General features: G+C 61.0%; 21 protein-coding genes and 2 riboswitches. Of the genes, 7 read left to right on the top strand and 14 right to left on the bottom strand.

The genetic code is table 11. The annotated features are described in order from the left end of the window. Positions 1-68 precede the first annotated feature (68 nt). The 4 genes from ACWTV1_RS10065 to ACWTV1_RS10050 form a co-directional block, all read right to left on the bottom strand. Complete coding sequence (locus ACWTV1_RS10065) at positions 69-1,820, bottom strand: dipeptide ABC transporter ATP-binding protein (RefSeq protein WP_498505210.1); 1,752 nt, start codon at positions 1,818-1,820, stop codon at positions 69-71. Then, on the bottom strand, positions 1,817-2,776 hold the full coding sequence (locus tag ACWTV1_RS10060) for an ABC transporter permease (protein ID WP_498505209.1): 960 nt from the start codon (positions 2,774-2,776) through the stop codon (positions 1,817-1,819). Before ACWTV1_RS10060 ends, ACWTV1_RS10065 begins: the two co-directional genes overlap by 4 nt. Then, positions 2,766-3,695: an ABC transporter permease gene (locus ACWTV1_RS10055; protein ID WP_100389735.1), complete on the bottom strand. Its 930-nt coding sequence runs from the start codon at positions 3,693-3,695 to the stop codon at positions 2,766-2,768. The genes ACWTV1_RS10060 and ACWTV1_RS10055 overlap by 11 nt, the downstream gene beginning before the upstream one ends. 139 nt (positions 3,696-3,834) lie before the next feature. Beyond that, positions 3,835-5,445 (bottom strand): peptide ABC transporter substrate-binding protein, encoded by a 1,611-nt coding sequence (locus ACWTV1_RS10050; protein ID WP_498505208.1) that lies wholly within the window; start codon positions 5,443-5,445, stop codon positions 3,835-3,837. Between the two features lie 249 nt (positions 5,446-5,694). On the opposite strand from ACWTV1_RS10050, the gene ACWTV1_RS10045 reads away from it, so the two are divergent. The 4 genes from ACWTV1_RS10045 (at position 5,695) to ACWTV1_RS10030 (ending at position 7,722) form a co-directional block, all read left to right on the top strand. Further along, a complete protein-coding gene (locus ACWTV1_RS10045; protein ID WP_498505207.1) occupies positions 5,695-6,096 on the top strand; it encodes a thiol-disulfide oxidoreductase DCC family protein in 402 nt (133 codons plus the stop codon). Next, on the top strand, positions 6,072-6,884 hold the full coding sequence (locus ACWTV1_RS10040) for a CPBP family intramembrane glutamic endopeptidase (RefSeq protein WP_498505206.1): 813 nt from the start codon (positions 6,072-6,074) through the stop codon (positions 6,882-6,884). Before ACWTV1_RS10045 ends, ACWTV1_RS10040 begins: the two co-directional genes overlap by 25 nt. Positions 6,885-6,958: 74 nt before the next feature. Next, on the top strand, positions 6,959-7,450 hold the full coding sequence (locus ACWTV1_RS10035; RefSeq protein ID WP_498505205.1) for a GyrI-like domain-containing protein: 492 nt from the start codon (positions 6,959-6,961) through the stop codon (positions 7,448-7,450). 32 nt (positions 7,451-7,482) lie between these two features. Continuing rightward, a complete protein-coding gene (locus tag ACWTV1_RS10030) occupies positions 7,483-7,722 on the top strand; it encodes a VOC family protein (protein ID WP_498505204.1) in 240 nt (79 codons plus the stop codon). A 28-nt stretch (positions 7,723-7,750) separates the two neighbouring features. On the opposite strand, the gene ACWTV1_RS10025 is transcribed toward ACWTV1_RS10030, so the two are convergent. The 5 genes from ACWTV1_RS10025 to ACWTV1_RS10005 form a co-directional block, all read right to left on the bottom strand. Then, positions 7,751-9,505, bottom strand: a complete 1,755-nt coding sequence (locus ACWTV1_RS10025) for a VWA domain-containing protein (RefSeq protein ID WP_498505203.1) — start codon at positions 9,503-9,505, stop codon at positions 7,751-7,753. 256 nt (positions 9,506-9,761) lie between these two features. Beyond that, positions 9,762-12,686, bottom strand: coding sequence for an aminomethyl-transferring glycine dehydrogenase (gene gcvP, locus ACWTV1_RS10020; RefSeq protein WP_498505202.1), 2,925 nt, complete (start codon positions 12,684-12,686; stop codon positions 9,762-9,764). Further along, positions 12,686-13,057, bottom strand: a complete 372-nt coding sequence (gene gcvH, locus ACWTV1_RS10015) for a glycine cleavage system protein GcvH (RefSeq protein ID WP_197134092.1) — start codon at positions 13,055-13,057, stop codon at positions 12,686-12,688. The genes gcvP and gcvH overlap by 1 nt, the downstream gene beginning before the upstream one ends. Positions 13,058-13,059: 2 nt before the next feature. Then, a complete protein-coding gene (gene gcvT, locus ACWTV1_RS10010; RefSeq protein WP_498505201.1) occupies positions 13,060-14,217 on the bottom strand; it encodes a glycine cleavage system aminomethyltransferase GcvT in 1,158 nt (385 codons plus the stop codon). Between the two features lie 35 nt (positions 14,218-14,252). Further along, a riboswitch (glycine riboswitch) is annotated at positions 14,253-14,356 on the bottom strand. A 1-nt stretch (position 14,357) separates the two neighbouring features. Then, positions 14,358-14,479: riboswitch (glycine riboswitch) on the bottom strand. A gap of 54 nt (positions 14,480-14,533) precedes the next feature. Beyond that, the gene (locus ACWTV1_RS10005; protein ID WP_100389725.1) at positions 14,534-14,965 is read right to left on the bottom strand and encodes an Lrp/AsnC family transcriptional regulator; all 432 of its coding nucleotides are present in this window, start codon (positions 14,963-14,965) and stop codon (positions 14,534-14,536) included. A gap of 131 nt (positions 14,966-15,096) precedes the next feature. Here ACWTV1_RS10005 and ocd point away from each other — a divergent pair, with 131 nt between their 5' ends. Both ocd and ctlX read left to right on the top strand, forming a co-directional pair. Next, complete coding sequence (gene ocd / locus ACWTV1_RS10000; RefSeq protein WP_498505200.1) at positions 15,097-16,128, top strand: ornithine cyclodeaminase; 1,032 nt, start codon at positions 15,097-15,099, stop codon at positions 16,126-16,128. A gap of 6 nt (positions 16,129-16,134) precedes the next feature. Next, positions 16,135-17,127, top strand: a complete 993-nt coding sequence (gene ctlX / locus ACWTV1_RS09995; protein WP_498505199.1) for a citrulline utilization hydrolase CtlX — start codon at positions 16,135-16,137, stop codon at positions 17,125-17,127. 93 nt (positions 17,128-17,220) lie between these two features. Here ctlX and ACWTV1_RS09990 read toward each other — a convergent pair whose 3' ends face one another. The 4 genes from ACWTV1_RS09990 to ACWTV1_RS09975 form a co-directional block, all read right to left on the bottom strand. Beyond that, the gene (locus ACWTV1_RS09990) at positions 17,221-18,855 is read right to left on the bottom strand and encodes a VWA domain-containing protein (RefSeq protein ID WP_498505198.1); all 1,635 of its coding nucleotides are present in this window, start codon (positions 18,853-18,855) and stop codon (positions 17,221-17,223) included. 372 nt (positions 18,856-19,227) lie between these two features. Then, positions 19,228-19,617 (bottom strand): PPOX class F420-dependent oxidoreductase, encoded by a 390-nt coding sequence (locus tag ACWTV1_RS09985; protein ID WP_498505197.1) that lies wholly within the window; start codon positions 19,615-19,617, stop codon positions 19,228-19,230. Between the two features lie 20 nt (positions 19,618-19,637). Then, the gene (locus tag ACWTV1_RS09980) at positions 19,638-19,844 is read right to left on the bottom strand and encodes a CDGSH iron-sulfur domain-containing protein (protein WP_341620337.1); all 207 of its coding nucleotides are present in this window, start codon (positions 19,842-19,844) and stop codon (positions 19,638-19,640) included. Next, a complete protein-coding gene (locus tag ACWTV1_RS09975) occupies positions 19,841-21,064 on the bottom strand; it encodes an iron-containing redox enzyme family protein (protein ID WP_498505196.1) in 1,224 nt (407 codons plus the stop codon). Before ACWTV1_RS09975 ends, ACWTV1_RS09980 begins: the two co-directional genes overlap by 4 nt. A gap of 291 nt (positions 21,065-21,355) precedes the next feature. On the opposite strand from ACWTV1_RS09975, the gene ACWTV1_RS09970 reads away from it, so the two are divergent. Next, positions 21,356-22,708, top strand: a complete 1,353-nt coding sequence (locus ACWTV1_RS09970; protein ID WP_498505195.1) for an MFS transporter — start codon at positions 21,356-21,358, stop codon at positions 22,706-22,708. On the opposite strand, the gene ACWTV1_RS09965 is transcribed toward ACWTV1_RS09970, so the two are convergent. After that, a complete protein-coding gene (locus ACWTV1_RS09965) occupies positions 22,693-23,961 on the bottom strand; it encodes a Fic family protein (protein ID WP_498505194.1) in 1,269 nt (422 codons plus the stop codon). The genes ACWTV1_RS09970 and ACWTV1_RS09965 overlap by 16 nt on opposite strands. Positions 23,962-24,027: the final 66 nt, after the last annotated feature.

Raw genomic sequence — 24,027 nt, 5'->3', positions numbered from 1 at the left:
ACGCTAGAAACGAGTCTAAGTCAGAAGGGCCGCTCCCCGAGGGGGAACGGCCCTTCTGGCTCAATAAACTAAGCGCCGAGTTGGATGTTGGCGCCAGGAATAGCTTCGAGCAGTTCCCGCGTGTACGGGTTGCTCGAGTTCTCGAACACCTCGTCTGTCGACGCGGCTTCCACGATGCGTCCACCCTGCATTACGCACACATTGTCAGCGACAAGGCGTACAACCGCGAGGTCGTGGGTAATGAACAGGTACGTCAGGTCAAGCTCCGTCTGAAGCTCCGTGAGCAAGTTGAGAACCTGCCCCTGCACGAGCACGTCGAGCGCAGAAACTGCTTCGTCGAGCACGAGAACTTCGGGCTTGAGCGCCAAAGCACGAGCAATTGCGACACGCTGACGCTGACCTCCGGAGAGCTCACCGGGGTAACGGTGGCGTGCAGCCTGCGGAAGCGACACCTGATCGAGCAGTTCGCTCACTCGGTTGTAGCGTTCCTTCGTGGTGCCGAGCTTGTGAGCAAGCAGCGGTTCCGCGATCGTGTTGCCCACGCTGTACTGCGGGTCGAGTGAACCGTAAGGGTCCTGGAAGACGGGCTGAACCCGGCGACGGAACTCCAAGAGTTCCTGTCCCTTGATTCCAGCCAGGTTCTTGCCATCGAACTCGATGGTTCCGCTCGTGAGCGACTCCAGCTGCAGGATGAGCTTGGCCACCGTCGACTTGCCCGATCCGGACTCCCCCACCAGAGCGGTAGTGGTGCCCTTCTTGACGCCAAACGAGATGTCGTTGACGGCAAGGAGCTTGTCTTTACGGAAACCCTGCTTGCGAATTTCGTAGACCTTGGTGATGTTGCTCACCTTGATCAGATCTTCGTTGGCTCCAGCTCCCCGACTTTCCGCGCGAGCGATGAGAGCGTCATCGAGTGAGCCCTCACCGAAGATGCGCACGCTGTCATCCGACGGCTTCGACGACTTCATCGACTGAATACGACGCGAGGCAAGGCTCGGTGCCGCGGCGACAAGACGCTGAGTGTACGGGTGCTGCGGGTTTTCGAGGATCGCACGAGACGGTCCCGACTCCACAACCTTGCCTTTGTACATCACAACGAGCTGCTCAGCACGCTCCGCAGCAAGGCCGAGGTCGTGAGTGATGAAGAGCACCGAGGTGCCGTAATCACGCGTGAGTGTCTGCAAGTGATCGAGAATCTGGCGCTGCACCGTGACGTCAAGTGCCGAGGTGGGCTCGTCGGCGATCAGTAGCTTCGGGCGAGCCGAGAGACCGATACCGATGAGCACGCGCTGGCGCATTCCGCCCGAGAACTGGTGAGGGAACTGCTTGAGGCGCTCGCTCGCGTCACTCAGGCCTGCTTCTTGCAGAACCTCAATGGTGCGCTGACGTGCTTCCTTGCCCTGAGCGATTCCGTTCGCCTTGATCGCTTCTTCAACCTGGAAGCCAATGCTCCATACCGGGTTGAGGTTCGACATTGGGTCCTGCGGAACGTAACCGATCTGGCTACCACGGACCTCAGCGAACTGAGAGTCGGAGAACTTGGTCAGGTCATGACCTTCGAACTCGATCGATCCACCCGAGACCTTGCCCGCCCCCGGCAGGAGGCCAATTACTGCCTGCGCAGTAGTGGACTTACCCGATCCGGATTCACCTACGATGGCGAGCGACTGGCCCTGGTACAGAGTCAGATCGACACCGCGCACGGCGGGAACGAGACCTCGCTGCGTCTCGAAGCCAACTTCGAGGTTGCGAATCTTGAGTAGCGGCGTTTCCTCGTTCGAGGAGTCGGATGCCACGGGAATTGTTTCTGGGTTAGTCATCGGCGTGCTCTCGCTTCCGGGTCAAGGGCATCGCGAACTACGTCGCCGAACATCAAGAAGGCAAGAACCGTGATCGACAGCGCGGCCGAAGGCAGCAGCAGCGTTTGCGGGTTCGTGCGGATCGATACTCGAGCCTGGTTGATGTCATTACCCCACGACATAACTGTCGGCGGGAGGCCAATTCCAAGGAAGCCCAGCGTGGCCTCAGCCACGATGAAGATTCCGAGCGAAACCGTGGCGATGACGATTACCGGAGCGATCGCGTTGGGGACAACGTGACGCACGAGGGTCTTGAAGCGCGAGACGCCCAGCGCGGCCGAGGCCGTTACGTAGTCAGAGTTGCGCGCCGAGAGCACAGCACCGCGCATGATGCGGGCGATCTGTGGCCAGGCGAACAACGCGAGGATCAGCGATACCGAGAGCGGGTCGCGAACAGGAACAACCGAGATGACAACGATCGCACCGAGAACGGTGGGGATCGCGAAGAAGATGTCACCAATACGCGAAACGAACGCGTCGAGGAGTCCACCGTAGAAGCCCGCGAGGGCACCGACGATACCGCCGAACAGGGTGACCATGATCGTAGTCAGGAGGCCGATAGTGACCGAAGCCTGAGTTCCGAAGATGATTCGCGAGTAGACGTCGCAACCCTGGCGAGTGAAGCCGAGCGGATGCCCTGCTTCAGGGCCGCCATCGCTGAACTTGAGGTAGCACTCTGTGGGGCTGTAGGTAGCGAAGAGACTCGGGAACATGGCAACAATCACGATCACGAAAATCAATACCGACGAGATCCAGAACATCGGACGACGACGCATAGCTTCCCACGCGTCAGTCCAGGTGCTGCGAGCCTTACCCGTCTCATCCACCTGGTCGACTTCAGCGACAGGGGTTTCAGCAAGCGAAGCGATGAAGTGTTCTTGGCCGGGCCGTTCACGGCCAGTGTTGTTACTTGGCATAACGAATCCTTGGGTCGAGCGCGGCGTACAGAAGGTCGACAAGCAAGTTGGCGAGCACGAAGATGATGACCATCACCGCGACAAACGAGACGACCGTGGGGCCTTCTCCCAACGTGATTGCTCGGTAGACAGTTCCACCGACACCGTTGATGTTGAAGATTCCCTCGGTCACGATTGCACCGACCATGAGCGAACCAATGTCGACACCGAGGTAGGTAACGACGGGAACGAGTGAGTTGCGCAGCACGTGCACGGTAACGACTCGACGTCGCGAGAGTCCCTTAGCCGTGGCAGTACGCACGAAGTCAGCACCGAGATTGTCCGCGACGCTGGCTCGCGTCAAACGCACAATGTACGCGAACGAGACCGAGGCGAGCACGATGGCCGGCATGATCAGTTCGCCCCACGGCGCGTCTCCGCTGACCGTTGTTCGAGCCCAGCCCAGCTGGATGCCGAAGATGAATTGAAGTACGAAACCGACCACAAAGGTGGGAACCGAAATCAGGAGCAGGCTGATCACGAGAGCAGAAGCGTCGAAGAGCTTTCCCTTGCGAAGACCGGCGATGAGTCCGACGATGATGCCGAAGACAGCTTCAAACGCGAGAGCCAGGATGGCAAGGCGAGCGGTGATGGGGAAGGCCTGAGCCATGACATCGGAAACCGCGCGGCCCGAGAACGTCGTGCCGAAGTCACCCTGGAACAGCCCACCGATATACAGCAAGTACTGAACGATGAATGGCTTGTCGAGGTTGTACTCGGCCCGGATGAGTTCAATGACTCCGGGAGCTGGGGGTCGATCGCCATACAGAGCAGCGATCGGATCACCGGGTACCGCGAACACCATGAAATAGATCAAGAATGTCGCGCCGAAAAACACGGGGATCATCTGGAGGAAACGCTTGCCTGCGTACCAGAACATCAGATGGTTCCCTCGAAGGAACGGATAAGCATAAGAGTCACAATCACTGAATGAGGGTACTCAGTGTAATGCCCGGGACCTAAAGCAAGCCCCGGGCACTACACGTTGAGAGTGGAAACTGGGTAAAACTAAGAGCTAATTAGCCCTTGGTTACCTCGTTGTACAGCGGGACAGAGTCCCAACCGAATACAACGTTGTCAACGCTGTCTGAGTAGACACCGGTGACGTTCGAGTACCAAAGCGGGATCGAAGGCAGGTCGACCAGGAGTACTTCCTGAGCTTCCTGGTACTTCGCCGTTGCCTCTTCTACCGACGATGCGCTAGCGCCGTCAGCAAGGATCTGCTCGAACTCAGGGCTCGAGTAGCCTTCCTTGTTCGAGCCAGCACCATCAACGTAGAGCGGGCCGAGGAAGTTGTACAGCGACGGGTAGTCAGCCTGCCATCCAGCACGCGTTGCACCGGTGAGCGCGTTAGCGTCACGGTCGTTGAGCGCGTCCTTGAAGGTGGGGTATGCCTTACCAACAGCTTCGATTCCGAGCGTGTTGCTGATGCTGTTTACAACAGCGTCAACCCATGCCTGATGTCCACCATCTGCGTTGTACGCGAGGTCGAAGACGGTGTCTCCGTACGGTGCGATTGCGTCAGCTTCTGCCCACAGCTTCTTAGCCTCATCCGGGTTGAAGTCAAGAACTTCAGCGCCAGCAAGGTTGTCCGAGTGACCAGCGATTACCGGCGACGTGAAGTCGGTTGCCGGCGTACGAGTTCCCTGGAAAATGATTTCCGTGATCTCAGCGCGGTCGATCGACATCGAGATAGCTGCACGACGCAGCTTGCCCTCTTCGCCCGACCAGTGCTCGAGGTAGTACGGCATGTTGAACGCCTGGAAAATTGCTGCAGGCTGGTTCACCGAACGACCCGGGAAGTCCGACTCGTAGGTTGCGAATGCCGAGTCCGGGACAGCGTCGAGGATGTCGAGGTTGCCACCGAGAGCGTCAGCATATGCTGCGTCCTGGCTGGTGTAGAAGATGATCGAAACGCCGCCGTTGACAGCCTTACGAACACCGTCGTAGTCAGGGTTTGCTACGAGGTCGATCTGTACGTCGTGCGACCAAGCGTCTTCGCCATCGAGCATGTACGGACCGTTACCGATCGGGTTCTCACCGAAAGCGTCCAAGTCTTCCCAAGCAACCTCGGGCAGCGGCATGAATGCCGAGTAGCCGAGACGCAGCGGGAAGTCAGCCTCAGGGTTGATCAGAGCAACGGTGAACTCGGTGTCGCTAACGACCTCAAGGCCGGTGAGCTCTGAGTTCTCGTCGTAGCTGAAGCCCTCGATGTTGTCGAAGAAGTACGAGGAGCTCTGCGCGTTGTCGAGAAGAGCGCCGTACTGCCATGCCTTGACGAACGAGTCCGACGTGACAGCTTCACCGTTGGTGAAGGTCCAGCCATCGTTCAGCGTGACGGTCCAGTTCTGGCCGTCTTCTGATTCGATCGACTGCGCTACTTCATTCACTACATCGCCGTCAGCGGTGTAGGAAACGAGGCCAGCGAAGATGGACGTGATTACCTTGCCGCCACCAGTTTCGGTGGTGTTGGTCGGAATGAGCGACTGCTGTGGCTCGCTACCGTTTGTGGTGATGATCGCGGCGCTGTCACCTTCGGCAGGCGCCTCGCTGGCCGAGCAACCCGCAAGTGCGAGTGCTGAGGCTGACAGCAGTGCGACTGCACTGATGCCTATGCGTGATCTCTTCAATGTTTCCTCCTGTGCAGAATTGCGCTAACGGCACGGAATTTTTCACGCCGCGCCGCGCTTGATAGTTCACACCCTAAAACGGGGGGATACCCCAATCAAAACTGTAAAGCCAAACGTTACACAGCGGTAACGCTCGTGAAGATTATGTGCAGACTTTGCAGATTACCCGCGCACATCGAGTGTCTTTCACAGAAATAATGCGCAATCTCGTCGAGACTCGCGCTCAGCATGGTGAGTTAACATCGAGGCATGTCGCAATCGAGCTCGACTTTAAGCCCCTCAGACACTGTTCTCATCTTCGATGGTGATTGTGCTTTTTGCACGCTCTGGGTCAATCGCCTTGAGGCGTTGCTCCCCACATTTCCCGCCACAACCCCGTGGCAGTGGATCGATCTTGACGACTACGCACTCACTCAAGACGATGTCAATAAAGCGGCGTGGTTCGTGACTCCTACTCGACAATTTGCGGGCCATCTCGCCTTTTCGTTGCTCTTGAGAAGCCAACCGAACTTCGGATGGCGCTTCCTCGGGCACCTGATTGCGACCGAGCCGTTCAACACCATCACCGCACTCGGCTACCGCTTCGTTTCGCGATTCCGCCACCGCCTCCCCGGCGGTACTCCGGCATGCGCCATGCGCCCGACCGCGTGAGCTCAGCACCAGCGGTTCTGCCCTCACGAGGCAGAATCTGGAGCGAAATTTCGATCGTTCTTGCGCTCTCGCTCGGAGCATCCGCAATTTATTCGATCGTTTCGATCACCAATCGACTCACTCGCACCGAGTCTCTTTCGCAGCAATCAGCGACGCTGAATTCCTCCCTGAGCACTCGCCCCAACTTTGACCTGATCTACCAAGTGCTCGGAATCACCTTCGACTTGGCCCCGGTGGCTCTCGTGGCATTTCTGCTGTGGAACGCCCAAAAGCCACGACTGTCTCGCTTGGGAATCGACTTCACTCGACCCGGGCGTGACGGGCTGAGCGGTCTCGCGCTCGCCCTGATCATCGGCATCCCCGGCATCGCCGTCTACCTCGGCGGCCGGGCACTCGGGGTCACTGTAAACGTTGTTCCCGCCGCTCTCGATCAGTACTGGTGGACGGTACCGGTGTTGCTACTTTCCGCGTTGCGTGCGGGCATCACCGAAGAAGTGATCGTGATCGGGTATCTCTATGCCAGACTCGGCGATCTCGGCTGGGGTCGCTGGCAGATCATCGTGTCAACCGCGATCCTTCGCGGCACCTATCACCTGTACCAGGGCATCGGGGCGTTTATCGGCAATGTCGCCATGGGGCTCCTCTTCGGCTGGCTTCACACCCGCTACCGTCGCGTACTGCCCCTCGTGATCGCGCACACGATCATCGATGCCGCGATCTTTGTCGGTTATGGGTGGGCAGTGGGCGCGTTTCCTGCCGTGTTTGGCGTGAGCGGCGAGAGCAACTAGAACGGCGGAAACCGTGAGCGGGGAGTTTCCACACCCCCTACCTTCGGCCGTGCGCCAGGCTTAAAGTGTGTCGCATGGCTCCGGAAATCACAGTCGAAACGGTCGCATCGAAGCTCGTAGCCGGTGTGGACTTCTCCACCACGTTCGCAAGCCTGCCGCAGGACATGAGCGAAGCGATTGGCGCCCTCCAGAGCGAGACGGGGAAGGCGGCGATGCAGATTTCAGGGCCCGTGATGGCTGTTTACACCGACGAGATGCATCCTGATCGACCATGGAATTGCGAAGTGTGCGTTGGTATCGCCGAGGCTTTCACCGAGCATCCTGTTCTACGGTCTCACGAACTGCCAGGCGGCACGGTGGCCACCCTCACCCACCACGGCGCTTACAGCGGGCTTAAGGGCTCGTACGACGCCATCTTTGAGTGGTTCTCAGCGAACGGCCACACCTACGCTGGACCGCCCCGTGAGATTTACCTCAACAGCCCCGAAGAGGTTGCGCCAGACGAACTGCTCACCAGACTTGAATTTCCCATCGTGCTCGCCAGCACGGAACGCCGCGCGGACTGACTCGCCCGCGCTCCCCCGCCGGCATTACCCTCATGCTGTCGGACACCCCAAAGTCGATGGAGTACACGCCCGGCGGATCGATGTCGATTTCCATCGGGGGCTATCTCAGCGAGAAAGCCGAAATGAAAGGCTTCTGGCAGAAGCTGTGCGACGGCGGCACCGCCATCATGCCGCTAGAGACCGCCGAGTGGGGCGGCCTTTTCGGCATTGTCGTCGACCGCTACTCCGTGACCTGGATGGTCGGCATCAGCGACGACAACGAAACGCGGTGACGCCGCTCTCCCCCACCAGCCGCCAGCACTAAGTGCAGTTCGGGCGGCAGGAACGTTGACTCAGAGCATCCACGAGCACCTTGCCCAGGTCTTCGGGAACGGTTGCCGAGTAGGCAGCCCCACCTGTCGACTGGGCAATCTCCGTCATTGACTTGAGGTCGGTGTCAGGACCGAACCCGATGAGGATGACAGGAACGGGCTGCGTCGGATCTTCGAGAGCCTTCAGGTTCTTCAAGAGCGCGTTGAGGCTAATACCGTTGTCGTCTTCGTTATAGCCATCGGTGATCAGGAGCACCGAGTTGATCTTCGACGGGTCGTAGTCTTCCTTGACGCGCTTTACCGCGGCCAAAATCGTGTCGTAGAGGCCGGTGTAGCCATAAATCCGATCGGGCAATGACGCCACGACACCGTTGATCTGAGCGACGTGAGCCGGGTCAGAGAGCGGAGCGATGGGCGAAAGGTCTTCCCAGTCTTGGGTCCCCACGCGGTTTTGCGAGAAAGCCCAGACGCCGAGCTCGGCTTCACCCGAGAACTTCGACAACGCCTCGCTCGCAGCGAGCTGGAACACATCGATACGGCGCAAGCCATTGTTGGCGGGCTCGAGCATCGATCCCGACACGTCGATCACGACGAGGAGGCGCGAGCGAAGCGTGAGCACACTCCATGACCGCAGTATCTCGATCTGCACGGCGGCATCCGCCGTAGGCTTCGCTTCTGTTGCGGTCTCGGGAACGCCGGCGACGCGCAAGGCTCCACCGCCATCGGCATCGCGGAAGCCTTCACCGGCGAGCACCTCGCCCGACGAACGGGTAGCGGCGGCAAGCGCTGCCAGCACCGAACTCGGGGCATCGGCCGCGGTGTTCTCGCTTGCGGTTGCTGCTGCGGCACCGGTGCTGCTGGTGCCCGTTGCGTCAGCATCGGTCTCGCTGCCACTGCCGCCGACTTCGACAAACGGATAGGTCAGTTCGACCGTTCCGTCAGACGGGTAGATCGCAATCACAGGCGAGGACGGCGTTGACGTGTTGTAAGCAACCACCTCGCGCTCGGTAGTAATCACAACAGTCGGAAGCGTTGCCTCCGAGGCGAGCGTAAAGGCCTCTTCTGTCGACTGCGGAATCGTCTTACCGATCGCGATCATCGCGCCAGCAAACTGACGCGGGTCTTCCGTCGACGACACCGATTGAATTTGAGCCAGACCGGCGAGGCTTGCGGTCGACGCTTCAGGGTCGGGCAACAGCGTCGACACTGAGCCGGAGAGCAGCGACGACCACGAGAGCGGTTCGTCACCGAGCTTAGATACTTGCGACGCAGTGGTCGCAAGAACCACAGGAGTGCTGGCGACGTAGTCAGTGATTTCTAGCTGCGGCGCGGTGCGGCCGAGCGAGGAAGCCATCGATTCTACGCGGTCAAGCCAAGCGGCGGAATCAGGAACCCAGGCATCGACATCTCCTGAGGCACCCGAGGCAAAGAGAGCTGCGGTGTCGGCCGAAAGCAACGAACGCACCTCGGTCTTGGTGCAGTTGCCGTCGGCTTCATCGAAGTCTGCGGCGACCGCGGTAAGGGTAGGAGCAATCGACGGGTCGGCGGCAATAACGACGGGGCGGATGTCGGAACAGCCCCCAGCGAGTGGCGTGACCGCATTCGTGATCCAACCAATGGTGCCGAATTGGATGCCGGCGAGGGCAAGCGATGCGATTGAAACGAGGGCAATGGGCACAAGCCACCACCGCTTCTTCCACCGTTGCCAGAAGGACTTACGGTGTCGATGCCGTCGAGTCGTCACGAAGGTCTCCAGTCGGTGCAGTAGCGATTTGGGGTCGTCGGGTCGACCACTCGCCACACACCAAACGCACATTACAACAACTGGCACAACTATATCCAGCCACACGAGTGAAAAGTTGAGCAATCCAACATAGAACTCAGTGGAACACTGGTGTCCCACTTTCGGGGGACAGAGAAATGGCGCGTGCAGAGTCGAACTGGATCGACTCCGCACGCGCCGTTTTCCGCTAAAAAACTAGCGGGCTCGACATCCTGCGTTACTGAGCAAAAGCTTCAATAGGCGGGCACGAGCAGACCAAGTTGCGGTCGCCATACGCGTTGTCTACGCGGCGAACCGGTGGCCAGTACTTGCCTGAAACGAGCGTCGACAACGGGTACACCGCTTGCTCCCGCGAGTAGGAGTGATCCCAGTCACCCGCGATCACCGAATGCGCCGTGTGCGGAGCATTGATGAGCGGGTTGTCGTCAGCAGGCCACGTTCCGGCGGCCACGGCATCCGCCTCTTCCTTGATAGCAATCATCGCGTCGATGAAGCGATCAAGTTCAGCCAAGTCTTCGCTCTCCGTGGGCTCGACCATGAGTGTGCCCGAGACCGGGAACGACATCGTGGGCGCGTGGAAACCGTAGTCGATAAGGCGCTTGGCGACATCGTTGTTGTCGATGCCGGTCGCCTCCTTGAGCGGACGCAGGTCGAGGATGCACTCGTGAGCCACCAGACCGTTGTCTCCCGCGTAGAGCACCGGGAAGTGCTCGCGCAGTCGCACCGCGATGTAGTTGGCCGAGAGCACAGCGGCACCGGTTGCTGCCTTGAGGCCGGCCGATCCCATCATGCGCACGTACGCCCAGGTGATGGGCAGAATGCTCGGGCTTCCGTACGGTGCAGCACTGACCGCTCCCCCGGCGTGAACATACGGGCCGGCAGCACCGGTCTGCATGTCGAATGCGGGATGGTGCTGGCTCTGAGCCATGGGATGCCCGGGCAAGAACTTAGCCAAGTGCGCTTTCGCCACAACCGGACCAACACCGGGGCCGCCACCACCGTGAGGGATGCAGAAGGTCTTGTGCAGGTTGAGGTGGCTGACGTCGCCGCCAAAGTCACCGAACCGCGCGTAACCGAGCAGGGCGTTGAGGTTAGCCCCGTCAACGTAGACCTGACCGCCCGCATCGTGCACAGCCTGCGTGATTTCACGCACTTCGTGCTCGTAGACACCGTGGGTCGATGGGTAGGTGATCATCAGCGCAGCGATTTCGCTCGCGTGCTCGGCGATTTTGGCGCGCAAGTCATCGAGGTCAACGTTGCCGAGATCGTCACAGGCAACCACAACAACGCGCATTCCGGCGAGCATGGCGCTGGCAGCGTTCGTGCCGTGCGCGCTCGACGGGATGAGGCAGATAGTGCGTTCCGGGTTGCCATGGGCGCGGTGGTAGCTGCGAATAGCGAGCAGCCCGGCAAGTTCGCCCTGGCTGCCAGCATTCGGCTGCAACGACGCGGTGTCGTATCCGGTGACCTCCGTGAGCCACGATTCGAGGTGCGAAATCATGACGAGGTAACCTGCAACGTCTTCGGCAGGAGCGAACGGGTGGATGCCCGCAAATTCCGGCCAGCTCACCGCTTCCATCTCGGTCGCTGCGTTCAACTTCATCGTGCACGAGCCCAGCGGGATCATGCCGCGGTCGAGCGCATAGTCCTTGTCGGCGAGGTACTTGAGGTACCGCATCATGCTCGTCTCCGAGCGGTGCGTGTTGAAGACCGGGTGCGTGAGGTACTCACTCGTGCGGTTGAGCGCCTCCGGAATGCTGGAGTCGTCAAGCGGCGTCGTGTAGTCACCCTCAAGCCCAAAGGCCTCGGCGAGATCGTTCTCTTGCGCGGCGAGCATTCCACCATAGGGCTGCGTCGATACTTCGTCGAAGCTCAAACGCACGGTGTCAGCATCCACTACATAAAGCAGGATGTCGCTCTCGAGCGCCTTAGCCGCAATCGCCTGAGCCTGACCCTTTTTCGTCACCGACAGGGTGTCGAAGAAGGTCTCGTTCTCGACCGCAAAGCCGGCAGCGGTCAAGCGCGCAGCGAATTTAGCAGTGTCGTGGTGGATGCGCTGGGCGATCCGCTTGAGCCCCTGCGGTCCGTGATACACGGCGTACATGGATGCCATGACAGCCAACAGCACCTGCGCGGTACAGATGTTGGAGGTCGCCTTCTCGCGGCGGATGTGCTGCTCGCGCGCCTGCAGCGACAGACGATAGGCGGGGTCGCCAGCGGCATCCTGAGATACACCAACGAGACGACCAGGCAACTGGCGTTCGAGACCCTTGCGCACCGACATGTAGCCGGCGTGCGGTCCGCCGAAGCCCATCGGAACTCCGAAGCGCTGCGTGGTGCCCACGGCAACGTCTGCGCCGAGCTCGCCCGGAGACTTGAGAATTGTGAGGGCAAGCAGGTCGGCGGCGACAACGGCGAGTCCGCCATGTGCCTTGACCGCAGCAATAACCTCGCTGGAATCCCACACGCGACCGGTTGCACCCGGGTACTGGATGAGCGCACCGAAGCACTCCGGCAACTCAGGGTTCGCCCCCAACGTGGCCAGGTCGAGCTCGACAAGCTCAATCCCGAGAGCCTCCGCGCGGTTCGCCAGCAGAGCCTTGGTCTGCGGAAGAGTGTCGGCATCCACGATGAAGACGGGCGACTCGACGCGAGCTGCGCGGCGCGCAAGGAGCATGCCCTCAACGGCCGCGGTGCCCTCATCGAGCATCGACGCGTTCGTCGTGGTCATACCCGCAAGGTCGGCCACCATCGTCTGGAAGTTGATGAGCGCCTCAAGGCGACCCTGCGAGATCTCCGGCTGGTACGGCGTGTACGCCGTGTACCAGCTCGGGTTTTCGAGCACGTTGCGCTTGATAACCGCGGGGGTGATGGTGTCGTAGTAACCGAGACCGATCATGCTGCGACGAACCTTGTTCGCGCCCGCGAGAGCGCGCAGTTCGGCAAGCGCTTCACGCTCTGAAGCGGGAGCCGGAATCGTGGAATTCTCCACGGGAGTCTGGTGGATAGCCGGCGGAACCGCGGCATCCACGAGCGCTTCGAGGCTGTCGTAGCCGACCGCAGCGAGCATGCTGGCCTGGGCGGCGTCATCCGTACCGATGTGACGGTCGGCGAATGTGCCACTGATGAAAGGGTTGGGCATTATTCGCCTGTCAGTGCGGTGTACTCGTCGAGGCTGAGCATCGACGGGAGTTCGGAGAATTCGATCTTCACGAGCCAGCCTTCACCGAAGGGGTCGCTGTTGACGAGTTCGGGGCTGTCGGCAACGGCATCGTTGGACTCAACGACGGTTCCGGCAACGGGAGCGAAGAGTTCGCCCACGGACTTGGTCGACTCAATCTCGCCGACAATCTTGCCCTCGGCGACGGTGTCGCCCACCTTGGGAAGGTCAACGAAGACGATGTCGCCGAGCTTGCCCGCGGCGAAATCGGTGATTCCCACGGTCGCGACGTTTCCGTCAACCAGCACCCACTCGTGCTCGGCGGTGTACTGCAGTTCGCTCTTCTCAGCCATGATCAGGCCTCTCTCTTGTAAAAGGGTAGGGAAACAACGGATGCAGCAATGCGACTGCCCCGCACATCAATGTGAAGCTCGGTGCCGACCTCACTCACGTCGGGGTCGACGTAAGCCATAGCGATCGGGTGGCCCAGGGTCGGCGAAAGCGCGCCCGAGGTGATGACTCCGACTTCTTTGTCACCGTGGAAGAGCAGGTAGTCAGCGCGACCGGCGCGACGACCTTCAGCCGCAAGGCCGACGAGCACGCGGGCACCGGCATCCGGGCCCGCTTCGATTGCAGTGCGGCCCACAAAGTCGCCCTCCTTGCTGAGCGCGACGACGCGGCCAAGACCGGCCTGCACCGGGAAGGTCGTGAGGCCGAGCTCGTGACCGTAGAGCGGCATGCCCGCCTCAAGGCGAAGAGTGTCGCGGCACGCGAGACCCGCGGGTACGAGACCGAGCGGTTCGCCGGCAACCGTGAGCGCTGCCCAGAGGGCGGCGGCGGCATCCACGTGAATGTACAGTTCGAAACCGTCTTCGCCCGTGTAGCCGGTGCGACCGATGATGAGGTCGGTGCCGTTGAAGGTTGCCGCGGTTTCGCGGTAGTACTTGAGTTCGTCGAGCGGCGTTGCGAAGTCGCTGAGCCCGGCAGTCGCTTCGAGGATGGCGCGGGAAACGGGGCCCTGAACGGCGATGAGCGCGTAGTCGTCGCTCTCGTCGGTAACGGCAACGTCGAAGCCTTCGGCGCGTTCGGCGAGCGCCGTCGCTGCGGCAAAACGGTTACCGGCATTAGCCACGACCAAGAAGTGATCGTCGGTGAGGCGGTAGGTGACGAGGTCATCGATGATGCCGCCGGCCTCATTGAGCAGCAGGCTGTACTTGGCCTGCGCGAGGGCGATGCCCGAGAGCTTTCCTGCCAGAGCGAAGTCGAGGTACGCGCCGGCGTCAGCGCCGCGAACGTGAATCTCGGCCATGTGCGATATGTCGAAGATTCCCGCAGCGGTGCGCACGGCATGGTGCTCGGCGAGGTCGGAGCTGTACCGTACCGGCATCATCCAACCGGCAAAGTCGGTGAAAGCGGCACCCAGTTGTTCGTGGATGCTGTGCAGCGGCGAATACTTCACCGAGGCAGGCGAAGAGTCAGCGGGTGACGCTGACGAGGGTGATTCATCGGACACGGAGTTCTCCTGGCGCGTGGGCTAGTGAATAGAACTCCCCCTCTGTGATGAGCCTGAGAGCTTCACACACTAAAGAATCTAGTGAGCTTTCACCGTCGGCGGAACCTCAGGGTGATGCGAGGTTCTCTTTCCAGAGTGGCCAGTGCGGTGCGGTACGTGAACCTGAGAGATTGGCGGGGAGGCTTGCTCCTTCGGTGCCGGTCTCGCGCCTGCCAACTTCTGTTGACGAACGCGGGGTGCCCGGCTCTCCCGCATCGTGTTGCGGCCCGATGTTCAGTTGTTAGCTCAGCATAGCAATGCGGGGCGGATGCGCGCGCTACAAGAGCGCCGAGCTCAGCAGCAAACTCGTCTCGCTGTTCACCACGCCTTCGACATTGCGCATGCGGGCGAGCACGCGGTCGAAGTTGCTGAGGCTGTCGGTACGGATGTCTGCCACCAGGTCCCAGGCGCCGTTGGTGGTGTGAAGCTCGTGGATCTCAGGAAGGCCACGCAACTGGCTGATGACGGCATCCGTGGATCGCCCTTCCACCTCGACAAATGCGATTGCACGGATGAAGGAGGGGTCGCGATCTTCCCGAATTCGTACGGAAAACCCGAGCACAGTGCCATTGCTCACAAGGCGATCGATACGGCTCGTGACGGTCGCGCGCGTGACGTTGAGGCGACGCGACAGACTCGCTACGGACTCGCGCGCATCGGCACGAAGGGCGGCAAGGAGGCGGCGATCGAGGTCATCGAGATCAGACATATGCAAAGTGTATATTTTCGCAGAGCATTGTGCGCATTTATTAGCCGAAAATAGCGTTGACTGCGAGTTGTAGCTACATAGTGGGCATTCGTAACGTGGGGACTAGCAATACTGCAACGAAAGGAGTGGACATGGTTCACTACGTAGACGTCCCGAACATGCGCCGCTGGATCGCCGATACCGGCATCGAGCCGATCATTATGGGCATCGTCAGCTATCTCGAGCAGGATTACGCCAAGTGGCCGCAGTTCGACAAGAGTCCGCGCGTTGCCGCCCACTCCACCGAGGGTGTTATCGAGCTCATGCCCACGAGCGACGGCGAAACGTACGCCTTCAAATACGTGAATGGCCACCCGTCGAACCCCGCGCTCGGCTTCCAGACCGTTACCGCGCTCGGCATGCTTGCCCGCGTCGACAACGGCTACCCCACCTTCCTCTCTGAGATGACACTGCTCACGGCGCTGCGCACCTCGGCCACCTCCGTCTTGGCCGCCCGCGCCCTCGCCCGCCCCGACTCCAACGTTCTCGCCCTCATCGGCACGGGTACACAGTCTGAGTTCCAGGCGCTCGGCTTCCGTGCCGGGCTCGGCATTACGAGCCTGCGCGTGTGGGACACCGACCCCGCCGCCCTCGACAAGTTCATTCGCAACGTTGAGCCGCTCGGCTTTGACATCGTGCGCGCGACGTCTGCGGCGGATGCTGCGGCCGGCGCTGACATCGTCACCACCTGCACCGCAGACAAGAAGAACGCGACGATCCTCACCGCCGACATGATCGAACCCGGCATGCACCTCAACGCCATCGGCGGCGACTGCCCCGGCAAGACCGAACTCGAAGCGGCAATCGTGCGCAACGCGACGGTGTTCGTGGAGTTCCCCGAACAGACTCGCATCGAAGGCGAAATCCAGCAGCTCGAAGCCGACTCCCCCATCACCGAACTGTGGGAAGTTCTCGCGGGCACGGCGGCAGGCCGCACCGTGAATGACGAGGTCACGCTCTTCGACTCGGTCGGTTTCGCGATCGAAGACTTCTCCGCCCTGCGCTACGTTTTCGACGCTGTCCGCGGCACCGAATACGCAACGGACCTCGATCTAATCGCAGACCCGGCTGACCCCAAGGACCTGTTCTCGCTCGTCTCGCGCGCTCCCGCGCTCACCGCGTAACCGTCAATGAGCGTTCAGGCGCCTTCGGCCGCAGTACTGATTCGCCCGCACCTGTTCACCCCGAACAGCCAGACCGCGGGAGACAACGCATTTCAGTCCACCGACCCCACGCGAACACCGGATGAGATTGCTCGCGCTGCGTACGACGAGTCCACCCAGGTGGCCGAGACTCTGCGCAACGCGGGCGTGAACATCCACGTCTTTGAGGACACGGAGAGCTCACGCCCCGACAGCGTGTTCCCGAATAACTGGTTTTCGACTCACAGTGGCGGCCGCGTAGCGGTGTACCCGATGTATGCGCCGAACCGTCGCACGGAGCGTCGCCCCGACGTGATCGAGATGCTGAAGCATGACTTTCGAGTGCAGGATGTCGTCGACTACTCCGGACTGGAGCACGACGGCATCTACCTCGAGGGCACGGGGGCGATGGTCATTGACCACACCAACCGCGTTGCCTATGCGGCTGAGTCACACCGCGCGAACCCGCTCGCGCTTGAGCGATTCTGTGCATCGTTCGGCTACGAGCCGATGATGTTCGAAGCGCGCGATAGCCACGGGGTGCCGATTTATCACACCAACGTCATGATGTGCATCGCCACGGATTTCGCCATGATCGGGCTCGACCTCATCGCGTCGGGCGACCGCCGCATGGAGATGGCTGAACGACTTACGGCCCCGGGACGCACTCTCATCGATCTCACGGCGAATCAGATTGCGAACTTCGCCGGCAACGCGCTCGAGCTCAAGGGCGCTAACGGTCGCATTCTCGCTCTGTCGAGCCGTGCGCTGAAGAGCCTGACGCTCGCCCAGCGCTCGGTCATCGAGGCGAGCTGCGAGATTGTGCCGCTCGACATTCCCACGATCGAGTTGGCTGGTGGCTCTGTTCGGTGCATGGTGGCGGGCATCCACTTGGATCGTCGCTCACGCATGGCGGCGGATGTTGCCGCAGGCGTTCCTGCTGCCGATTCTGCCGAAACAGCTCCGACAGCAGGCGCCTGACCGGTCTGCTCTACAGGCGGGTCCCGCCGCCATGAGAGCAGACCGCAGCGCCCTGAGTCGCCACCGGTGACGACTCAGGTGCTGGGCGTTTCGCTAACTGCAGTTCGGGCGGCAGTCGCGCTGGGACAACGCCTCGAGCATCACATTGCTGAGCTCGGTGGGGTTGTTTGCTTGGTAGGCCGTTCCACCGGTCGCTTGGGCGATCTTGCGCATCGCTTCCACGTCGGTGTCGGGGCCGATTCCGACGAGCACCACGGGCACGGGCTCGTCACGGTTGGCCTCGACCATGGCCGTGAGCTCGTCAAGCAGCTTCTCAAGAGAGATACCGTTGTCGTCTTCGTTACGACCATCAGTGATGAGCATCACTGAGTTGACCTTGTCGGGGTTGTAGTCCTCGCGAACGTGAGTCACCGCGGCGAGCACCGAGTCGTTGAGACCCGTGTAGCCGTTGATGCGCGAAGGGAGCGAGTCGATGATCGCCTGCAGGTTCTTGACATGCTCGGGGTCATTCATTGAACGGATGCCCGCGACGTCTTCCCAGTCCTCGGCGCCAACGCGCTCCTTAGAGAACAGCCACATGCCGAGTTCGTCATCCTCAGAGAGAGTGCTGAACGCGTCTTCAGCCGAGTTCTGGAACATCTCGATACGACGCTGACCATCCCAGGCTCGCTCAAGCATCGAGCCAGAAACATCAACGACGGTGAGGATGCGCGAACGCAGGTTGAGAGCGTTCCAGTTGCGCAGAATGCCCACGAGTTCGTCGGTGTCTCCGACACTCTGAGTCTCGACCGGAGCCGCGATAACACCGGAAGCAAGGATCTCTCCCCCGCCCGCATTGTCACGGAAGCCCTCGGCGTTAAGCACCTGCGAAGAGCCACGAATGAGGTCTGCAAACTCTTCGAGCAGCGACAGGCGTGCGGTTTCGGCATCCGCCAGTTCGGTGCGCTCTTCTTCCGTCATTCGCGAGGCTTCGAGCTCGGAGACTGTGGAGTTGTCGACGACCACAAACGGGTACGTGAGCGCGACCGTTCCCTCGGCGGGGTAGAGCGCAACGAGCGGCTCATCGGGGTTCGACGCGTTGTGTTCAACAATTTCGCGTTCCGTGGCCAAGGCGACCATGCGGGAATCCGAAATCTGAAGCTCGGTGAACGCCGCTTTAGTCGAGTCAGGAATGGAACGGCCAAGGTTCGTGAGCACCTGGTCGAAATCTGACGGGTCTCCCTCTGCAGAGAGATCGTTGAGGGTCGCTAGCGCGATCATGCTCGACGCAGACGACTCAGGGTCGGGAAGCAGAGTGCGGTAGCGACCAGCAAGGATCGCACCCCAACCGACTTCGGCCGCTTCGAACTCAGCGACCTTGACCGCGGGTGTTGCGAGCACGAGAGGGCTGGACGCGATTGAATCCCACTCTTGCGTTGCCGGAACTTCTCGGCCCAACGCGGTTGCCGTACTTTCTACGCGGTTGAGCCAGACGGGCGAATCAGGAATCCACGCATCTGCACCGGTCGATGTGCCGGAGGCCAGCAAAGCCGCGGTATCGGCAGAGCGCTGGGTAACAATCTTGGCCGAGAGGCACTGGCCGACGTGCTCAGCGTTGAAAGCATTGGCGACAGTTTGGACGGTTGACGCGATGGTCGGGTCGGTAACAACGGTGAGCTCCGTTGAGTTGGGACAACCGAAAGTTTGCGCGACAAAGTCGTCGAGTTTATTTTGAGCAGCGAGCGCCACGAGCGCTCCACCGCCCGCAAGGGACAGCGTTAACAGGGTTGCTAGGACGGGGGTACTTGCGCGGATGAGCCAGGATTTAAGCGTTCTGGAACGGTGGCGAGGTCGGGACACGGGGACTCCATCGATCACGGGTGCTCTCAGTTTCGGGGGAACTAAGAGTTGACCCCCTTTCGGGGGCATACACAATAGTGACACAATTTCGCATCAACGAAACGGTTGTGCACAGGTATTTCTCACTTTTGCGATCGAAACTTGCCGATGTCACCAAAATCGCGCTCGCAATCCACCGCGTGCGCAATAATCTTCCGTCGCTTTGCGAGGCTCATGGTGTGTTTGCGGATGCCGCCGGCAGAGCGTGCGTCGCTTCCGTCGTTAGAGTCGGATCTCGAGCGCCACGGATTGCCCCGCAGTGCCACGAACCTTTTGCGCGAGCCGAATGGCCGTGTATTTGGCGCCGTACTTTTTCTTCAGAGCGGCATCCATGGCATCCAGCGTCGCTTCGTCGTCGCGGATGGCCGCAGTCGCGGGCACCGCAACGGCGCCGTCGGAAATATTGCCGCGCATGTCGCACGGCGTTACCTCCACGCGCGGGGTGTGACGCACGCGCTTCACCTTGCCCGACGAGGGCGCAGTGGTGACGAGCAAACGATCACCCTCGGCCACCACCCACACCGGAGTCGACACCGGCTCCCCTGACTTGCGGAAGGTAGTGACTGAGACATAAGTCTCAGTAGCGAGCGTGGAAAAGTCGGCGGTGGTCATGAGCCCATTATCCCGTGGCGCTAGGCCTTGAAGTTGATGAGCTTGTGGGTGCCATCGCAGAACGGTTTGATCGCCGATACTCCGCACCGACAGAGAGCCACTGTTTTTCGAGACTGCTCGATCGGTTCGCCATCAGCGGAGCGCAGGTCGATCTGCCCCCGCACGAGAAGAGGTCCGTTGGTGCACGCCATCACCTCGACGTCATCCTGGTTCTCTGAACTTGTCATCGGCCTGCCCCCACCTCAGCATCAGCCGGGCTCGCCGTGCCCCCGTCGCCGTCGGCCAGCACCGCCTCGAAGGGAAACGGCTTACGCAGGGATGACTTCTCGGCCACCCACGATTCGAGGATGTGGTCGCCCACCCATTCGTCGATCAGCAGGCAGGCACGTGCTCCAAAGAAGATCTCGCTGAGCAGGGCGGGCTCGCTTTCGGCAAGCCCACCGGCGAGGTCACGGGCGGCGATTTGTTCGTGCACGGCATCCGCTTCAACATGCTCGTCAAAGTATTCAGTGACGCTCTCGTCGAAACCGAGGCGGCGGAAACCGCGCGCGTAGAGGCCGTTAGGGATCGATGACGTCATCTCAAACGCAGCTAGGTGCCCCGCGATCGCACCGCGCAGTCGACGGTTCATTCCGAAGAGCGAAATCATGTTGAACGAGGCAAGTGTGATGGCCGGCGCAAAGTTGACGTAGGTGCCGTATCGAGAGTCCAGCCCGATGCCGCGCATCGAGCGCGCAAACAGTTCGGAGTGCATCCGCTCCCGGCGACCATTGCCGTACTCGTCCGCTTGGATCTCGACGAGCGCCGCTTTAGCGCGTCCCGTCAGCCGCGGGATCGCCCACGAGTGTGGGTCTGCTTCTTTCAGGGTGTAGATGGAACGCTGCACCATGAACTCAATCGCTTGCTCGTGAGTGAGACTCTTTGCGACGTGGCGCGAGAGGCTTGGCCCCGCATCCGGATCAGGAGCAGTAAGAGCGAAGAGCGCTTGCGCGACATCTTCTGCCGCTGCGTTGGGAAGCTCAGTGGTCGGAACCAACTCGCGCAGCTGAGCCTCGAAAGCGCGCTCGAGATCGAGTCGAGCGGCAACGGTGTCAGGGTGCCACTCCCACTGGTCGCCGTTGTCGACGACGCGACCATAGGAGAGACCGTAGAGGAGATAGAGCGCGAGTTGTACATCGTCATCACGGACTAGGTCGCGCCCGCTCGCAATAGCGCTGGCCACCTCATCAGCGAGGCCGTCAATCGTGGGCGGCGCGGCTTGATTCGCGAAGGAAGCGAGCAGGAGTTCGCTGATGGGACCGCGAGGTTCGATCTCTTCGTCGTGCCAGTTGTCGCACAGTCGTGAGCCGTCACCGGACTTCGCGGTAACCGTGGTGGTGCTTGCCTCGGCAATTGAGCCGTTGTGGGGCGTCGTTTCGAGGGCGGGAGAGTTCTCCGTGGGGTTCATTATGACCTCTCCGATCGTGACGAAGACCTCAGACAGGGCACCCGAATTGCCCCGCCAGCTTCGTTAGTGAACTTATGTTGCCAACCGGTTCGAGCGCGGTCAACGCAATTGCCGTGCTCCCAAGTTTTTCTCAGTAAGCTCACTGACAACGCCCAAGAGGGGCAGCTACACGACTCGGGTGCTAAGTTGTTGCTCGTCCCCACGGGAGCCCGAAAGCACGGGCTGAGAGGAAGCTGACGCCGCTTCGACCGTTGAACCTACCGGGTAATGCCGGCGAAGGAAGAACGGCCTATGTCTCGATCTCGCTCCCTCACCGCTGCGTCGAACTCCGCCGCCGAATCCAGGCCACCACTCGGCACACGACGCGCTGTACGCGGCGGCATCTTCGGCAACTATGTTGACCAGTTCGACATCTTTTTGCCGGTCATTGCTCTGGCTCCGGCATCCGCTCAGCTTTTTGGCTCGGATAATCTCGTCGGCAACGCCGGGCTGATCTTCGTAGCCACACTGCTGGGGCGCCCGATCGGGGCTGCGATTTTCGGATCGATCTCTGATCGCATTGGGCGAACCGCCACCACGAAAGTTGCGCTGCTGGGCGTTGCCCTCACGACGCTGCTGATCGCGCTCGTTCCCGATCACACAGTGCTGGGCGGTGGAACTCTGGCCGCAATTCTGCTGCTGCGGTTTGTCGGCGGCATCTTTCTGGGCGGCGAATACACCTCTGCTATCCCGCTCGCGATGGAATGGTCGCGGCCCGAACGGCGCGGCCTCGTCAGCGGTCTCATCATGTGGATGTCGCCCTGGGCCAACGCTTCGATCGCGGGCATGGTGTTCGTGCTGCAGAGCGTGCTCGATGCCGCCGCCTATAACCAGTGGGGGTGGCGAACTCTCTTCGTTCTGGGCTCGTTGCTCGCGTTCACAATGCTGTTCTACTACCGTGCGCGCGTCGAAGAATCGCCGCAGTGGCAACGGCCGGGGCAGCGCACGAACCCGCTGAGAGAGATTCTCGTCGGCCGCCACCGCCGCGCCCTCTGGCAAGTATTCATCATGATGAGTGGGCTCTGGCTGCTGACCAACATGGCGATTCCGGTGCTGGCCGGGCAGCTGGGTTCCGGCGCAGGGGCGATGGGTGCGACAGGAACTTTGGATGGTCGAACCCTGTCATTCGTGATGATGATCGGCACCGCGGCATCCGCTCTCACCATGGCAGCGTGCGGTCACTTCTCGACCTTCACCGGACGGCGGCGCTTCTTTATGGGATTCGGCGTGCTGACGGCGGCTGCCGGGCCACTCGCCTTTCTCGCGGTGTTCACAGCGCCCAACCTCGGACAGCTTGTACTTACCGTGGTCGTGCTGCAAGTCGTGACGGTCTCGGCCTACGGACCCGTCGGAGCGTACTTGGTTGAACGTTTCCCGACCTCCGTGCGTGCGAGCGGCTACGGGGTCGGATACAGCCTGTCGATCGTGATTCCGGCGCTCTACCCGTACTATCTGCCGGCGCTGCAAGGCGTGCTCGGACAGCAGGGCGCGGTGGCTGCGTTGCTCGCGCTCGGCGGGGTGCTGATTGCGGTGGGGGCGTTTCTGGGGCCGGAGACGGCGGGGGTTGACCTCGACGGTGAGTCGCAGCCTCAGTTGCGCAGCTGACCCACTGCATCGACGTCGGGGGCGGCCGGCGCATGGCGGGGCTTACCGTCGGAGGTGTCCCCGCCCCCGATTCGATTGCTGCGTTCGGTGAGCGCAACGAGTCCGAGGTGTCGGTCCGAGGTCCAGCACACCAGTCGCCCTTTGTGATCCTTGGTGCGAGAAAGGATGCCCGCCTCACCGAGTTGGTTGAGCCCGCCTTGTGCCGCGACCGTCGAGACTCCATAGGTTGCTGCGACCCGCTCTGCTGTCAGAACAGGTTCAGATGCGAGATTCTTGAGCACATTCGCGATGACGGCTCCCCGCCGTGGTTGCGCTGGCGACAGCCCGCTCTCGGTTCGATAGGCGAGGAGTTGGTCGAGCAGTACGCCGTCGAGCTGCGTGATGTCTTGAGCGAGTTCGACAGCGTTAGACGCAGCCTGCTCGGCCGCGCGGGCGAATCCGACAATCCAATCATCGACACGATCTGCCCGGAAATCGGTGAGGCCGTCGATGTAGGAGTCTTTGTTGCCGGCGAAAACGGTGGAGATCGGCACGAGAATGTTGCGCAGGGCATCCGACCGCTTCAGCACCGTGTGGATGAGAGCTCGGCCCGTGCGACCGTTGCCATCGATAAAAGGGTGAATGGTTTCGAACTGAGCGTGGGCGAGCGCCGCCCGAACGACAGGGTTGCCTTCAGTGGCGGTGACAAACTGGGCAAGGTTATCGAGCAATCGGCGCACCTCAGTTTCGGGAGGCGGCACGAACTCTGCCCTCAGCGGCGACCAGCCATTTCCACCGACCCAGTTTTGCTCGCGACGAATCCCGGGCGGGAGGAACGGCTCGATAACGTGTTGCAGATGTTCGATGTCGGAGACCCTGACCGGCCTCGTTCGGTCAGCCAGCACATCGATCGACTCTTCCGTTGCTCTCACGTTTGCAATCACGTCGAGAGCAACGCTCTTGCCCTGATGCAACACTTCGGCGATCGCAAGTTTTTTGGGAGTGACCCGGTTACCTTCAATCCACGACGACGAAATGCTTTCGGACCGGATCAGGAGATGGTTGAGGTATCCACTTTTCGTGCCGATGCGCTCGTCTGCCCGCGCGAGAACGGCGAGGGCATCCGTTGCCGCCTGGCTTGCTTCATCGGAAATTCGTGGGAGCGCTAAATCGAGCTCGTCGGGAACGAACGCACGGAAAGTGCCGGCTGCGCGGTCTTTGCGGCTCAACCCAGCGCCATCTTGTGGATTCCACAGCAAATCGACGTAGTACATAGTGGCCACCTAAGGTTCGCGAATGCGGCGATAAAATAAGTTTAGTGCATCTAACCTTATTTTAGG

The sequence above is a fragment of the Salinibacterium sp. VpJ6 genome, from assembly GCF_059767345.1.
This window is presented reverse-complemented; position numbering and strand designations above follow the sequence as displayed.